This is a genomic window from Streptomyces sp. NPDC002788 (assembly GCF_053592115.1).
Window position 1 is genome coordinate 214,910 of sequence record NZ_JBSFVB010000006.1, and the last position, 13,909, is coordinate 228,818.

11 protein-coding genes and 2 pseudogenes are annotated in these 13,909 nt (G+C 71.8%); 6 read left to right on the forward strand and 7 right to left on the reverse strand.

The window, feature by feature from the left end; genetic code table 11:
* Window positions 1-97 precede the first annotated feature (97 nt).
* On the forward strand, window positions 98-1,852 hold the full coding sequence (locus ACWD1U_RS14000; RefSeq protein WP_451107325.1) for an ABC transporter ATP-binding protein: 1,755 nt from the start codon (window positions 98-100) through the stop codon (window positions 1,850-1,852).
* On the opposite strand, the gene ACWD1U_RS14005 is transcribed toward ACWD1U_RS14000, so the two are convergent.
* The gene (locus ACWD1U_RS14005; protein ID WP_451107327.1) at window positions 1,807-2,058 is read right to left on the reverse strand and encodes a hypothetical protein; all 252 of its coding nucleotides are present in this window, start codon (window positions 2,056-2,058) and stop codon (window positions 1,807-1,809) included. The two genes, ACWD1U_RS14000 and ACWD1U_RS14005, sit on opposite strands and share 46 nt — an antisense overlap.
* Before the next feature lie 391 nt (window positions 2,059-2,449).
* Between ACWD1U_RS14005 and ACWD1U_RS14010 the strand changes: the two genes are divergently transcribed.
* Window positions 2,450-2,827 (forward strand): nuclear transport factor 2 family protein, encoded by a 378-nt coding sequence (locus tag ACWD1U_RS14010; protein WP_451107328.1) that lies wholly within the window; start codon window positions 2,450-2,452, stop codon window positions 2,825-2,827.
* A gap of 76 nt (window positions 2,828-2,903) precedes the next feature.
* Here the strand turns inward: ACWD1U_RS14010 and ACWD1U_RS14015 are convergent, their stop codons facing one another.
* On the reverse strand, window positions 2,904-3,791 hold the full coding sequence (locus ACWD1U_RS14015; protein ID WP_451107330.1) for an NAD(P)-dependent oxidoreductase: 888 nt from the start codon (window positions 3,789-3,791) through the stop codon (window positions 2,904-2,906).
* 156 nt (window positions 3,792-3,947) lie between these two features.
* Here ACWD1U_RS14015 and ACWD1U_RS14020 point away from each other — a divergent pair, with 156 nt between their 5' ends.
* Complete coding sequence (locus ACWD1U_RS14020) at window positions 3,948-4,934, forward strand: GlxA family transcriptional regulator (protein ID WP_451107537.1); 987 nt, start codon at window positions 3,948-3,950, stop codon at window positions 4,932-4,934.
* 11 nt (window positions 4,935-4,945) lie between these two features.
* Here the strand turns inward: ACWD1U_RS14020 and ACWD1U_RS14025 are convergent, their stop codons facing one another.
* Window positions 4,946-5,605, reverse strand: a complete 660-nt coding sequence (locus ACWD1U_RS14025; protein ID WP_451107332.1) for a TetR/AcrR family transcriptional regulator — start codon at window positions 5,603-5,605, stop codon at window positions 4,946-4,948.
* A gap of 179 nt (window positions 5,606-5,784) precedes the next feature.
* Here ACWD1U_RS14025 and ACWD1U_RS14030 point away from each other — a divergent pair, with 179 nt between their 5' ends.
* Complete coding sequence (locus ACWD1U_RS14030; RefSeq protein WP_451107333.1) at window positions 5,785-7,041, forward strand: YncE family protein; 1,257 nt, start codon at window positions 5,785-5,787, stop codon at window positions 7,039-7,041.
* Here ACWD1U_RS14030 and ACWD1U_RS14035 read toward each other — a convergent pair.
* The gene (locus tag ACWD1U_RS14035) at window positions 7,028-8,893 is read right to left on the reverse strand and encodes a cellulase family glycosylhydrolase (RefSeq protein WP_451107335.1); all 1,866 of its coding nucleotides are present in this window, start codon (window positions 8,891-8,893) and stop codon (window positions 7,028-7,030) included. The genes ACWD1U_RS14030 and ACWD1U_RS14035 overlap by 14 nt on opposite strands.
* Window positions 8,894-8,975: 82 nt before the next feature.
* On the reverse strand, window positions 8,976-10,949 hold the full coding sequence (locus ACWD1U_RS14040) for a GTP-binding protein (RefSeq protein ID WP_451107337.1): 1,974 nt from the start codon (window positions 10,947-10,949) through the stop codon (window positions 8,976-8,978).
* A gap of 194 nt (window positions 10,950-11,143) precedes the next feature.
* Between ACWD1U_RS14040 and ACWD1U_RS14045 the strand changes: the two genes are divergently transcribed.
* Window positions 11,144-12,250 carry an XdhC family protein gene (locus ACWD1U_RS14045; protein WP_451107338.1) on the forward strand — a complete coding sequence of 369 codons (1,107 nt, stop codon included), beginning with the start codon at window positions 11,144-11,146 and terminating at the stop codon, window positions 12,248-12,250.
* 10 nt (window positions 12,251-12,260) lie between these two features.
* Here the strand turns inward: ACWD1U_RS14045 and ACWD1U_RS14050 are convergent.
* A pseudogene (locus ACWD1U_RS14050) lies at window positions 12,261-12,657 on the reverse strand (hypothetical protein).
* Between the two features lie 32 nt (window positions 12,658-12,689).
* A complete protein-coding gene (locus tag ACWD1U_RS14055; RefSeq protein ID WP_451107339.1) occupies window positions 12,690-13,199 on the reverse strand; it encodes a metallophosphoesterase family protein in 510 nt (169 codons plus the stop codon).
* 80 nt (window positions 13,200-13,279) lie between these two features.
* Here ACWD1U_RS14055 and ACWD1U_RS14060 point away from each other — a divergent pair.
* Window positions 13,280-13,800, forward strand: a pseudogene (locus ACWD1U_RS14060) (TerD family protein); the annotation flags it as partial.
* Window positions 13,801-13,909: the final 109 nt, after the last annotated feature.

Consider the following 13,909-nt stretch of genomic DNA (forward strand, 5'->3'; position numbering starts at 1 on the left):
GGCCAGCTCCGACCAGCGAGTCCGCCGCGAAACCGGCGGGCCGCGCGGGGCGGCACCGCCGTAGCCTGAACGCTCCGCCCGACGCCGAAGGAGCGACGTGAGCATCGCAGAGACCGAGTCCGGCACGCCCGCGTGGCGGCAGCTCCTCGGATACGTACGGCCGCACCGCTGGTCCCTGTTCGCCGGTGCGCTGCTCTCGCTGGTCACCGGGGCGACCGGACTGCTGCTGCCGCTGGTGGCGCAGCGCCTGATCGACGATCTGTCGCACGAGAGGGCCATCACCGGCGCGCTGCTGGCGATGTCGGCCCTGGTCGTGACCAACGCGGCGGTGGGCGCGCTGGGTTCGTACGTGCTGCAGCGCACCGCCGAGTCGGTGGTGCTGGGCGCGCGGCGCGCCCTGTCGTCGTACCTGCTGCGGCTGCGGATCACGGCCGTGGACCGCAGCGAACCCGGCGACCTGATGGCCCGCATCACCTCCGACACCACCCTGCTGCGCGCGGTCACCACCGACTCGCTGGTCGGCCTCGGCACGGGCGGGCTCACACTCGTCGCGACGGTGGTGATGATGGGCCTGGTGGATGCCGTGCTGCTGGGCGTCACCCTGGCGGTGATCCTGGGCGCCGGCGTGGTCCTCGGGGTGATCGTGCCGCGCATCAACAAGGCGAGTCGGCAGGCGCAGGACGCGGTGGGTGTCATGGGTGCCTCGCTGGAGCGGATCCTCGGCGCTCTGCGCACCGTGAAGGCGTCCGGTGCCGAGCAGCGGGAGGAGCACACGCTGCACGAGGCGGCGCAGGAGTCGTGGCGGCAGAGCGTGCGGGCCGCCAAGTGGTCGGCGGCCGCGGGCAACACGGCGGGGCTGGCCATGCAGATCGCGTTCATCACGGTGCTCGCGGTGGGCGGCGCGCGCGTCGCGACCGGCGTGGTCGACGTGGGCACGCTGGTGGCGTTCCTGCTGTACGTCTTCTACCTGATGTCACCGATACAGCAGGTCGTCGGCGCCATCACCCAGTACCAGACGGGCGCCGCGGCCCTCACCCGCATCCAGGAGGCGCTGCGCCTGCCCGCGGAACCGGCCGCCGTGACCGCGCCCCTGCCCTCCCCCGGCGCCGAACCGGCCGCGCTGGCCTTCGAGGACGTCCGTTTCCGCTACGCCGACGACCTGCCGTACGTCCACCACGGCGTGACGTTCGCCGTGCCCGCGCAGGGCATGACGGCGTTCGTGGGTCCGTCCGGCGCCGGTAAGACCACCGTCTTCTCGCTGATCGAGCGGTTCTACGACCCCGAATCCGGCGTGATCACGCTCGACGGGCGGGACCTGAACGACTGGGAGCTGCCCCAGTTGCGCGCCGCGATCGGCTATGTGGAGCAGGACGCGCCCGTCCTGTCGGGCTCGCTGCGGGACAACCTGCTGCTGGGCAATCCGGACGCGGACGACGACGCCCTCACGCGGGTGCTGAAGACGACCCGCCTGGACGGTCTGGTCGCCCGGCTGCCGGACGGTCTCGGCACGCTCGTCGGGCACCGGGGCACCAAGCTGTCCGGCGGTGAGCGGCAGCGTGTCGCCATCGCCCGCGCGCTGCTGCGCCGTCCCCGGCTGCTGCTGCTCGACGAGGCGACCTCGCAGCTCGACGCGGTGAACGAGGCGGCGCTGCGCGACACCGTCGCGGACGTGGCCCGGACGACCACGGTCCTCGTGGTGGCGCACCGGCTGTCGACGGTGACGATGGCCGACCGGATCGTGGTGATGGACGCGGGCCGGGTCCGGGCCGTCGGCACCCACCGCGAGCTGGTGACGGCCGACCCGCTCTACGCGGAGCTGGCGGCGACGCAGTTCCTGGCCGCGGCGGACTGAGCCCGGGCGGGCGTGAGGGCCGCCCGGATCCGGGCGGCCCTCACGCGCACGCAGCCGTCGGCGGACGTTCGGACGAATCCGAAGACCGGGGAGACCAGGTCTACGACCTGGTTCAGCTGGTCGAGGTCGTTCAGGCGGTTGAGCCCGGCCAGCCGCGAGCGGGGCCGCGGGATCTCGTCCTTGTGCTCGGCGGGGATGTCGCCCACGGTGAGCGAGCGAGCATGGCCGTCGGGCTGAGCGGGCTCCTGGCTTCCGCGTCGGCCGCGTTCGCCATCGCCGCGGCGTGCCCGGTGCCCCCCGGCGAGACCAACGGCGGCGACCACAGGTCGTGTTGACCCGGTCCGGCAGCGGCATCGGCTCCTCACCACGCCGGTACGGCGTCAGCACCAGCAGATCGCCGCCGAACCAGTCCGTTGGGATCATGCCTCTCGCACGCGAGCGGGTCCCCCGGTGGACATGGGCGTGCGGCCTCGCTCACCCGTCGGGCCCGGCGTCCCCCTGCGCTTGCCGAGGCCGCCGGGCGGGAGGAGGCTCGGGAGGGAGAGGTCCCTCGCGGCCCGCCTCCGACCGGGTCGCGGCCCTTCGAAGGAGGTCATCATGGGAACCGCGGCAGACCCCGCCTTCGACCGGGAGACCCTGCGCCGGGGCTTGGAAGGCAACACCCCGGACATCCTGCTGTCCCTCTACGCCGACGACGCCGAGATGCGCATCGTCGACCGCACGACCCAGCCCAGCCACCCCAAGGTCCTGCACGGCCGCGACGAGATCGGCCGGATGCTGGAGGACGTCTACAGCCGCGACATGTCGCACAAGCTGGAGCACTGCGTCATCCAGGGCGACGAGGCCGCCTACAGCGAGAGCTGCGAGTACGCGGACGGAGTGCGCGTCCTGTCCGAGTCCATGCTCTCGTTGCGCGGCGGCAAGATCGCCGAGCAGACCCTGGTCCAGGCCTGGGACGAGGAGGAGCAGCGCTGACGGGCCCGGTCAGGGCCGGGCCGTGACCGGCGCTGAGGTGACGGACCCCGTGGTGCGAGCGGCGGTCTGACCGCTGTCAGTCCTCGGCCTGTGCCGGGTTCCGCAGCACCTCGATCAGGCTGGCGTAGCTGTCCGTTCCATGGCCCGCGGCGCTGGCCTTCTCCATGGCGGTCCTCAGCAGCTCGGGCAGGGCGTTGTCGACACCCCGGGCCTGCGCCGCGTGGATCAGGTGGCCGATGGCCGCGATCTGCACGTCGACGGTGGCGTCGTCGCCCGGGTAGCGGCCGGCGTCCACCTGGGAGGCGTAGGTGGTGAGGAAGCCCGCCACGGCCGTCAGCCAGCGCGTCGCGACGGGGGTGAAGGCGGTGGCGGCCGTTCCCTCGGCGCCGACCAGGGCGGTGCCGTGCAGCCAGCCGGTCATCGTGGACCACATCAGGCCGAGCAGCGCGGCGTCGTAGAGGGAGGCGAGGCCGGGGTCGGTGCCCAGGTACAGGGGGTCGCCGAGGGCCGCCAGGGTGGAGTGGTGGGTGTCGAAGACCCGCTGGGAGCCGCTGTAGAGGAACATCATCGCGGGGTCGCCCACGCCGGGCGGGGTGGTCATGATGGCGCCGTCGAGACAGCCGGCCCCGTGCGCGTCGGCCCACCGGACGGCCTCCCGGGCCTGCTCGGGAGAGCCGGAGGTGAGGTTGACCAGGGTTCTGCCCTTGAGCACGTCGACCGCCGGGGCGAGGACGGTGTGCAGCGCCTCGTGGTCGAGGACGCAGGCGATGATCAGCGGGGCGGCGGCGATCGCCTCCTGCGGGGACGCGGCCTGGCGGGCGCCGCGTTCGACCAGGGGCGCGGCCTTGTCCGGGGACCGGTTCCAGACGGTGGTCGGGTGGCCGCGGTCCAGCAGCGCGGCGGCCAGCGCCGAGCCCATCGAGCCGAGTCCGAGGACGGTGACGGCCTGGCGTGCTGCGGTCATGTTGCAACTCCTCGCGTGTGCAGGGGTGTTCGTACGTGCCGTGTGATCACGTACGGCCACGCTCGCAGGGCGTGAAGATCGGGAACAGTGACAGCAGTGACGCCCTCCACCAAATTCCTGCCATACGCTTCGGGCATGAGTGCCGGTTCTGTGGCCGTGGTGGTGACCGGGGAGATCGGGGTGCCCTCGTGGGATCTGTACGAACTGAGCATCCCCTGCACCGTGTTCGGCAAGCCGCAGCCCGATCTGGCCGACCCCTGGTACGAGCTGAGACTGTGCGCAGTCGGGGCCGAGGAGGGTCACGGCCACGGGCTGAGTCTGCGTACGCCCTACGGGCTGGACGGTCTGGTCGGTGCCGACACGGTCGTCGTGCCGTCGGTGCCCGACTCGTGCGTCGAGGAGGGCAGGCCGCTGCCGCGGGAGCTGATCGACGCCCTGCGCCGCGCCCATGACGCGGGGGCCCGCATGGTCTCCCTGTGCACCGGCGCCTTCGCGCTCGCCGAGGCCGGGCTGCTGGACGGGCGGCGTGCGACGGCCCACTGGATGCACACCGCCCAACTGGCCGAGCGCCACCCGAAGGTGGAGGTGGACGCTTCGGTGCTCTATGTGGACGACGGTGACGTCCTCACCAGCGCCGGGCTGACCGCCGGCCTCGATCTGTGCCTGCACCTGGTACGGCGAGATCTCGGTGCGCACGTCGCCAACCAGCTGGCGCGCCGCATGGTCGTGCCGGCCCACCGGCCGGGCGGGCAGGCGCAGTTCATCGAACTGTCCGTGCCCGCCAGTGACGACGAGGGGCTGGCCGCCGTCCTCGCGTGGGCCAGTGCCCACCTCGACCGGCCGCTGACCGTCGCCGACCTGGCGCGGCGGGCCGCCATGAGCCCGCGTACGTTCTACCGCCGTCTCCAGGCCGCCACCGGGACGACTCCGCTTCAGTGGCTCCTCGACCAGCGGCTCGGGCGCGCCCGGTCCTTGCTGGAGTCGACGGACCTGCCGATCGAGAAAATCGGCGAACTGAGCGGCCTGGGCACGGCCAACAACCTGCGTCACCACTTCCTCAAGCACCTCGGGGTGTCGCCCGGCGACTACCGGCGGGCCTTCCCCGGGGCCCACGGGTCAGGGCGTGGCCGTACCCGAGGGTGACGGCCCCGCTGTCAGCGCTCCGGCTTCCACCCCGGCGGCCACAGGATCCCCAGCAGCTGGCGGACCAGTTCGTCGACGACCTCGTCGAGTGTCGCGTCCACCCAGCCGGCGCTCCAGTCGTGCAGCAGGCCGTTGACGCTGCCGATGAAGCCGGTCGCCGCGAGGCGGTAGTCGCGGGGTGCGGCCTCTCCTCGGGCGGCGGCCGCGTCGGCCTCGGCGCGGATGAGGTCGACCCAGCCGGCCCGGCGGGCGAGCCGCTGCTCCTCCAGACGCGGGCTGACACCGATGATCTCGACGAAGGTGATGCGGATCCGGCGCGGGTCGGCGGCGACGTTCCCGGCGTAGGCGCGGAAGATCGCGGTCGCCCGCTCGACGAGCGGCAGGTCCGCCGCGCCCGCGGCCGCCTCCAGCACCGCCGCCTCCGCCCAGCCGTTGACCTGGAGGTGCAGCGCGGCGAGCACGTCCTCGAGGGTGCGGAACTCCTCGTAGAACTGTCGCGTGGACAGCCCGGCGGCCTCGCTGAGCGCCGCGACCGTGGTGGAGCGGAAGCCGGGGGCGTCGCCGAACATCTGGAGCGCGGCGTCGAGGAACCGCCGACGCCGCTCGGCCTGCCGTTCCTCGGCTGTCTTTCCGCCGTAGCGGCCGGTCGGCGCCCTGAGTCTGCCCGGCACCGGCTCTCCCTTCGTCGTTCGATCACTGACTTTGTCGTGCACGCGGTCTTGTGGAGAAGGCCGCCCCTTCCTTACTTTGCAGTAAGTTCATTCTGAAAGCACGCGTGTTCAAAATTCCACGCACCTGTTTGGCATGTCCTAATCATCACGCTCGCCCCACCGCAGAGGAGGGAGCAGTCATGCCCGCTTTCCGACGACGGCATCTGTGCTCCGTAGCCGCCGCCCTCGCCCTGACCGCCACCGCTCCGGCGACCGCCGCCACCGCGGCCGCCACCGGCTCCTCCGCCGCGCTGCGCGAGGTGATGTTCGTGGGCAACAACTGGGACGGCACCGCCGATGTCATCAGGTCCACCGGCGACTTCGGGAAGATCGGCCGGATCGACGTCATCCCCGACAAGGACCAGCGGATGGCGCAGATCAACGCCGATCCGATCAGGTGGATCTACTTCATGGCGATCCGCAACAGCGTCGGCGAGGGCCACGACCAGTTCGTCGACGACATGTACTCCACACCCGACGGGACGTCGATGGTCGTCTCCCGGCCGAGCTTCGCCGACGTCGTGTCGATCGACCTCGCCTCCGGACGGATCAACTGGCGCTTCCCCGTGTCCGGTTACCGCTCCGACCACATGGCGGTCTCCCCCGACGGCAAGCGGGTCGCGGTGTCGGCCTCGACCTCGAACACCGTGCACGTGCTGGACATCGTCTCCGGCAAGGAGCTGGGCAGGTTCGCCACCGGCGACAAGCCGCACGAGAACATCTTCACCCAGGACGGCAAGTACATCTACAACATGGCGATCGGCGACGTGAACACGCAGACCGACGCCCCGTGGCTGGACTGGACGAAGGGCGACCGGCGCATCACGGTCGTGGACGCGACCACGTACAAGCAGGTCAAGGTCATCGACATGCGCCCGCAGCTGGACGCGCTCGGCCTCGAGGACCACTCCGACGCGGTGCGGCCGGCCGTGTTCTCGCCGGACGAGTCCAAGCTGTACTTCCAGGTGTCGTTCTTCAACGGCTTCTTCGAGTACGACATCCCCACCGGGAAGATCACCCGTACCAAGACCCTGCCGGAGAACCCCGCGACCAGCGACGACCGCACCACGTTCGTCAACGACTCGCGCCACCACGGCATCTCGATGAGCCCGGACGGCAGCAAGCTGTGCGTCGCGGGCACCATGGACGACTACGCGACGGTCGTCGACCGCGCCACGCTGAAGGAGGGCCCGCTCGTCACCGCCTCCAAGCCCTACTGGGCCACGGTCAGCGGTGACGGCAGGTTTTGCGTCGTCTCCGAGAGCGGCACCGACCAGGTCACGGCCATCGACTTCGCCACGGGCAGGAAGGTCGTGTCCGTACCGGTCGGTGACCACCCTCAGCGCGTCCGGCTCGGCCATGTCGCGGCCGACTGGACGAGCCCTACCGCTGGCTGACCTCCTTCCCGGCCCACGCAGCGAGTTCGGAGCGGGCCGCGGCGAGAAGATCCGCCGAGGGAGCCGTCGCCCCGTTGGTCACCAGCGCGTAGTGCAGGACGCCCGAGTCCGGCGCGGTGAGCAGCAGGCGGCGGCTTCCCGTGCCGCCGGGCTCCTGCGCCACGCCGATGGGCGTCGCCGAGCTGTACGCCGGCGGGGCGTGGGCGGTACCCAGGTCGGAGACGACCGTGGTGGACCCGGTCGGGAAGCTCGCCGGCAGGTGCAGTTCGGTGGGCGCCGAACCGCCGTCCGAGCGCCACAGCAGCAGCCCGTACTGCCCGGACCCCACCAGTCGCTGCACGTTCGGCAGCGAGCTGGGCACCGGGTTCCAGGTCAGCGTCGCCGAACCGTCCCGGGAGCGGTCCTCGTAGGTGAAGCCGACGGTCGTACCGGCCGTGGCACTCGGGTAGAGGCGGTCCAGGAGGCGGGCGTCCTGGCGCAGCACCGGCTTGCCGGAGTCGTCGAGGCGTACGGCGGACAGGTCCTCGTCGTTCCAGGCGTCGCCGGTGGTGAGGACCTTGTCGGGGTTGCCGTTCATCAGCTCGCGGTGGCGGCCGTTGTAGATGTCCCACTGCCACTGTGAACCGGAGAGCACCGGCCCCGAGGCCGCCGGGTCGGACCACCAGTCGGCGCCCTTCAGGCGGGAGTCGAGGCCCTGGTACATCGCCTTGAGGACGGTCGGCGCCTTGTCGGAGACGTTGCCCGCCAGCGGGTGCCCGAATTCGCTGACCACAGCGGCCGTCCGCGCGGCGGCCGCGCGGTCACGGACCGTGCGGAAGTCACCCGCGTACTGGCCGTCGGCCGCCTTGCCCCACATGAAGACGCCGGAGATGGCCTTCTGGTCGTAGAAGTGGGTGTTGAACACATAGCGCGGGCCGAGCTTGCCCGCGTCGAGCAGGCCGCCCTCCTGCTTCTGGAAGTCGAGGTTGGCGTTCCAGAACAGGTTCGGTTCCACGAAGGCGGGCTTGTCGCGCCAGCCGGCCGTGTCCATACGGGCCCGGAACTTCTCGAAGAACGGCCACAGCACGTCCTTCTCCCAGGCGCGGCTGGTCTGCCCCGAGTCGTAGACGCCTGCGTGCGGCTCGTTGTAGGGGTCGAAGCCGACGACACCCTTGAACTGGTCGGTGTTCAGGTGCTGCCGGACGTACGTCATGGTCTTCTCGGCGGTGGCGAGGAAGGCGTCCTGCACGCCGTGCGCGTTGTGCCAGAAGTCGTACGAGGCACGCTTCACGGCCTCGTTCTGGGTGATGTTCTGCCCCCAGAAGAGGCAGATGCCGCAGGACTCGGCGGGGTAGTTCCCGGCGTCCACCGCCCACTTGGGGGCGCCGTCGCCGGTGTACCAGCTGTCGGCCTCGAACAGGTGCCGGGAGTAGAGGTCCTGGTGGAAGTCGGGGTAGACGCGGATGCCGGCGTCGAGGAAGGCCCGCATCTGGTCGGTGGCGGCGGCCAGGTAGGCGGTGTCCACCTTGCCGCGCTCGGGTTCGGCGTACGCCCAGGAGAGCAGGAAGCGGATGGTGTTGCCGCCGCCGAGGGCTCGCAGGGCGGTCGCCGACTTGCGGGCGTCGGTGACCGAGGCGAAGGGCAGGCCCTTGTTCTCCGCGAGCTTGGTCTCGCCGGAGACGTTGTAGCCGCGCAGCACGATCTCGCGGCCGTGGGAGTCGGTGAAGCGGCCGTTCCGCACGGTGACGGTGGGATCGTCGAACCAGAGGGAGCCGGGAGGGGGTGCGGCAGTGGCCGGCGGGACGCCGGCCACCGACACGGAACCGAAGAGGACAGTCAGGACAACCAGCAGACGTGCTCGGATTGTCGGCATGTCCAATACAGTCCGGTGATATCACGACACCGTCAACACCCCTGACTCTGGAGTAAGTTCCCGCTCCCCCGGCGCGCACGCCTCAGACTCCCGTCCTTCGTGTCACGTTCAACACGTACTCCTTCCTGTTCAGCGGGTTGTGATCGGTGCGCGGACGCTCGGGAATCGTGCCGTGCGTCACGGGCGCGTAGTGGGCGAAAAAGCTTTCCCACTCGCCCTCGCCGCGGGTGAGCCCCGGCAGCCGCTGTTCGAGGGCGTGCACCCGGGCCGCCGGCACGGTGCCTTCGAGGACGCAGAGGTCGCCCCGGCCCCGCGTCGCCTCCGGCACGGCCGCGAGCTGGGCGAGTGCCGGCAGCAGGGCCCCGAGGGTGTCCGCCGGGGCCTCGACGCGGAAGCGGTGCATCGGCTCGTGGACCCGTGTCCCGGCCCGCCGCAGCGCCTCGATCAGCACCAGCGGGGTCACGCCGCGGAAGTCGGCGCCCGTGCTCGACATGCTCTTGTCGAAGCCCTGGTGGGCGTGGCTCTGACGGGGCGAGTAGCCGCTGTGGGTCATGGTGACCGTGCAGTCGGTGACCCGCCAGCCGTGCAGGCCCTGGTCGAGGGTCTCGCGCACGGTGTCCTCGACGGCCTTGAAGAAGGCGTACGGCATCGAGCCGAGCTCCACCTCCAGCCGGAAGACGACGCCCGAGCCTGCCGGTGCGGGGTCGACGCGCAGGCCGACGGTGGCGAGGAACGGGTTCGGGTCCTTCTTGTTGAACTCCACGGCCTGCCCGCTGCCGACGAGCCGCTCGACGCAGAGCGGGGTGGTCTCGCGGAAGGTGACGTCGAGGCCGTACTCGTCGGCCAGGGTGGCCTGAATGACCTCCTTCTGCACCTCGCCGTACAGGGACACGGAGGTCTCCTGGCGGCGTCCGTCGTGGCGCAGGCCGATCAGGGGGTCCTGTTCCGCGAGTCGGGTGAGGGCGAGGTGGAGCGCCCCCCGGTTCACGTCCGGTCCGGGGACGACGACCGTCTCCAGGGCGGGCGGGGCGAAGAAGTGCTCCCGCGCCTTGCGGGGTTCGCCGATCGCGTCGCCGATCCTGATGTCGCCGAGCCCCGTGAGGCGTGCGATCTGGCCGGCCGCGACGGCGTCCGTGCGGGTGTCCGTGCCGTGGCCGAAGACGCTGATCGCCGTGATCCGGCCCTCGGCGCCGTCCGCTCCGAAAGGGATCCGGTCCCGGGTCCGCAGGGTGCCGGCGAACATCCGGGCGTAGGCGATCTTCTCCCCCGCCGGGCCCCGCTCGACCTTGAAGACGGTGCCGGAGACCGGCCCGTCCACGCCCCCGTCGGCCGCCGGCAGCAGTTCCTCGACGCCGGACAGGAGCGCGTCGACACCGGCACCCGTGGCGGCGGAGCCGAAGTAGACCGGGTGGACGCGTCCCTGCCGGGCCTGGGAGGCGAGGGAGCCGCGCAGGAGTGCGGCCGTGACCGTGCCGTCGACGTACGCGGACAGCAGGGCGTCGTCGTGCTCGGTCAGGACGTCGAGGGCGGCGGCCGGTCCCGGGTGGGGCGTGAAGCGGGCCGCGCGGGTGCCGAGGCCGGTGGCGGACCCCATCGGCACGATCGCGGGTGTCAGCCGGGCCGCGATCTCCCGCAGCACCTCCTCGTGGCGGGCCCCGCTCCGGTCGATCTTGTTGACGAAGAGCAGGGTCGGGATGCGCAGCCGCTGGAGCGTCCGCATCAGCACGCGCGTCTGCGCCTGCACCCCTTCCACGGCGGAGATCACCAGGACGGCACCGTCGAGCACGCCGAGCACGCGCTCCACCTCGGCGATGAAGTCCGGGTGGCCGGGGGTGTCGATGAGGTTGACGTCCACGCCGTCGAGCGGGAACGAGACGACGGCGGACTTGATGGTGATGCCGCGCTGCCGCTCCAGCGCGAGGGTGTCGGTGCGGGTGTCCCCGTCGTCGACGCTGCCGATCTCGTCGATCACCCCGGCCGAATGGAGCAGCCGCTCGGTCAGGCTGGTCTTACCTGCGTCGACATGGGCGAGAATTCCAAGGTTGAGCAACTGCACGAAGCGTCATGCCCTTCGGAGAGAGAGCCGTTCCTGACGGGGGGGGACACGAACGCAGTGCGCATCTCTGCTGCTCCTCGGGACTCGATGACGTCGCTGTCCTGTGCAGTGCAGCAGACCGGCCCGCAGCGCCACAACGGAATTAACCGCCGCCGGGGTACCCGGCGGGGTGGGCGGAGGAAGAGGAGCGGCTCGTGCGTGACGTTCTCCCGGTGCTCGGCGGCTGGTACGCGGCCGGGCTCCCGTTCGGCCTCGCGACGGTGGTCGAGGTCAGCCGCAGCGCGCCGCGCGACCCGGGCGCGGCCATGGCGGTGGGCCCGGACGAGGAGGTCGTGGGCAGTGTGTCCGGTGGCTGTGTCGAAGGTGCCGTGTTCGAGCTGGCACAGGAGGTCGTGGCGAGTGGCGAGGCCCGGCTGGAGACCTTCGGCTACAGCGACGACGACGCCTTCGCGGTGGGTCTGACCTGCGGCGGCGAGATCACGCTGCTCGTGCGTCCCGTCACCCGTGAGCTGGATCCGGCCTTCGGCGCGGTCGCGGACTCCGTCACGGCGGGCGAGCCGGTGACCGTGGCCACGGTCACCGACGGTCCGGCGCGACGCGGGGCGGCACTCGCCGTCTGGCCGGACCGGGTCTCGGGCACGCTCGGCGCGAGCGGCCTGGACGCGGCGGTGACCGCCGACGCCCGCGGCGAGCTCGCCCTCGGCGCGAGCGGCCTTCGGCACTACGGGCCCGAGGGGCAGCGCCGTGAGGACGCCGTCAGCGTGTTCCTGCAGTCCTTCGCACCGCCGCCTCGCATGCTGGTCTTCGGCGCGATCGACTACGCGGCAGCGGTGGCCCGCATCGGGATCTTCCTCGGCTACCGGGTCACCGTCTGCGACGCCCGCCCGGTCTTCGCCACGCCCCGGCGCTTCCCCGAGGGCGTCGAGGTGGTCGTCGAGTGGCCGCACCGCTACCTGCGCGACACGGACACCGACGAGCGCACGGTGGTCTGCGTGCTCACCCACGACCCCAAGTTCGACGTACCGCTGCTGAGGGAGGCGCTGCGCCGGCCGGCCGCCTACATCGGCGCGATGGGCAGCCGCCGTACCCACGCCGACCGGGCGGAACGGCTGGCCGAGGCCGGGCTCACCGAGCGGGAGCTGTCCCGGCTGCGCTCACCGGTCGGCCTCGACCTGGGAGCCCGGACGCCGCAGGAGGTGGCGGTGTCGGTCGCCGCCGAGATCGTGGCGCTGCGCTGGGGCGGCACCGGTGCGCCGCTCACCGACACTCAGGGGGCGGTACATCCGCCCCGCCCCCGGTGAGTCAGAACTGTCAGCCGTCCCCGAGGGGCCGGCGGCCCCAGGCCGAGATCATCGGCGAGGTCGCGAGATCCAGGCGGCCCGCCTCGACGGCGACGAGGTGCCGCTCGATCTCCTCGTCCGTGGCGAGACCCGCAAAGACGAGCCTGTCGCGCACCTGGCGGACGGTGGCCGCCTCACACGTCGATGTCGGTGGCGAGCACGCGTCCCCGCGGCCCGACCCGCCCGCGGAACCACGCGGCGAGGCTCGGCCCGCCGGCGCCGACCTCCCAGCACCGCCGTCCCGCGGCGACACCGACCGTCTCGAAATGCGGGAACGTCGAGGCGTCGAAGAGTGCCGACAGCGCGTCGAAACGGGTTCCGGCCTCGGCCTGCCGGTTGCCCAGGAGGTATCCCGACTCCTGACCCATGCGCCGATCATGTCACGGCCCCGCTGCGGCGATCAGCGCGGTGTGCGGGGCGGAAGCCGGTGCAGTTCCACGTCGGTGAGGCGCCCGTCGGCGACGGTGGCGGTCATGTACGTGCAGTGGGGCAGGCGGCGGCGGTCCGTCGGGGAGCCCGGGTTGAGCAGGCGCAGGCCGGAGGGCGCCGTGGTGTCCCAGGGGATGTGACTGTGGCCGAACACCAGCACGTCGAGGTCGGGGAAACGCTCGGCACAGCGCTTCTCCCGGCCCTGCCCGGGCCCCGTCTCGTGGATCACCCCGAAGCGCAGCCCGTCCAGTTCCGCGTACGCCACCTCCGGCAGCCGCGCCCGCAGGTCCGGTCCGTCGTTGTTGCCGTACACGGCGACGAGCCTGCGGCAGCGGTCCTGCAGCAGGTCGAGGGTGGCCTCGTCGACCCAGTCCCCGGCGTGGAACACCACGTCGGCGTGCGGGAGTTCCGCCAGAAGGGGGGCGGGCAGGTCCTTGGCCCGCTTGGGCAGATGGGTGTCGGACATGAGGAGCAGGCGCACGTTTTCAGCCTAAGGGGTCCCGCGCAATAACGACTTGTGCTGATGAATCGGCATCCCGGTCGAGGGGTGAGTGAAGATCCGGCGGGGTCGTCGATCTGCCGCAGCGGGGCGGGCCGGCTTCGCCGGTTCCCTGGACCGTGACCGCGTCCTGGCGCAGCGGACGTCCTGCGAGATCGACGTGGTCGCCTTCGTCGTCGACGAGGAGGAACAGGTCGCCTTCGACGAGGACTTCGTCTTCTACGGCGCACCGGAGAACCCGGGCGGGACGGTGCGGCTGCACAGCGACGGGCCGACCGAGCAGACCATCAGCGTCGATTTCGCCGCACTGCCGCCCTGGGCCCGCAAGGTGGTGGTCGCCGCCGCCCTCGACGGCTCGCCCACCTTCGGCGACGTCGGCGCGATCCACGTCAGTCCCGGTCCGGGCGCCGGCGCCGCACCCCTCGTCCAGGCCACCCTGGACGCCGCGACCACCGAGCGCGCCCTGCTCCTCGCCGAGGTCTACCGCCGCGGCCCGCAGTGACGCCTGCGGACCGTCGGGCAGGGGTACCACCAGGGCCTCGACGCCCGCGCCCGGGGTTGCGGCGTGGACGTCGCCGGCTGACACGTGCCCCTGACCTGACACGTGCCCCTGACCGCGAACAGACAGACGGCACAGCTCAGTCGCCCTCCGCCGAGATGATCACGGCACGGTCTCGGCGGAGGTCCGGACG

What these genes read in the sequence shown, in the direction of transcription:
- ACWD1U_RS14010 (WP_451107328.1), top strand. Translation starts at nt 2,450, where the DNA reads ATGGGAACCGCGGCAGACCCCGCCTTCGACCGGGAGACCCTGCGCCGG.
- ACWD1U_RS14015 (WP_451107330.1), bottom strand. Translation starts at nt 3,791, where the DNA reads ATGACCGCAGCACGCCAGGCCGTCACCGTCCTCGGACTCGGCTCGATG.
- ACWD1U_RS14035 (WP_451107335.1), bottom strand. Translation starts at nt 8,893, where the DNA reads ATGCCGACAATCCGAGCACGTCTGCTGGTTGTCCTGACTGTCCTCTTC.
- ACWD1U_RS14030 (WP_451107333.1), top strand. Translation starts at nt 5,785, where the DNA reads ATGCCCGCTTTCCGACGACGGCATCTGTGCTCCGTAGCCGCCGCCCTC.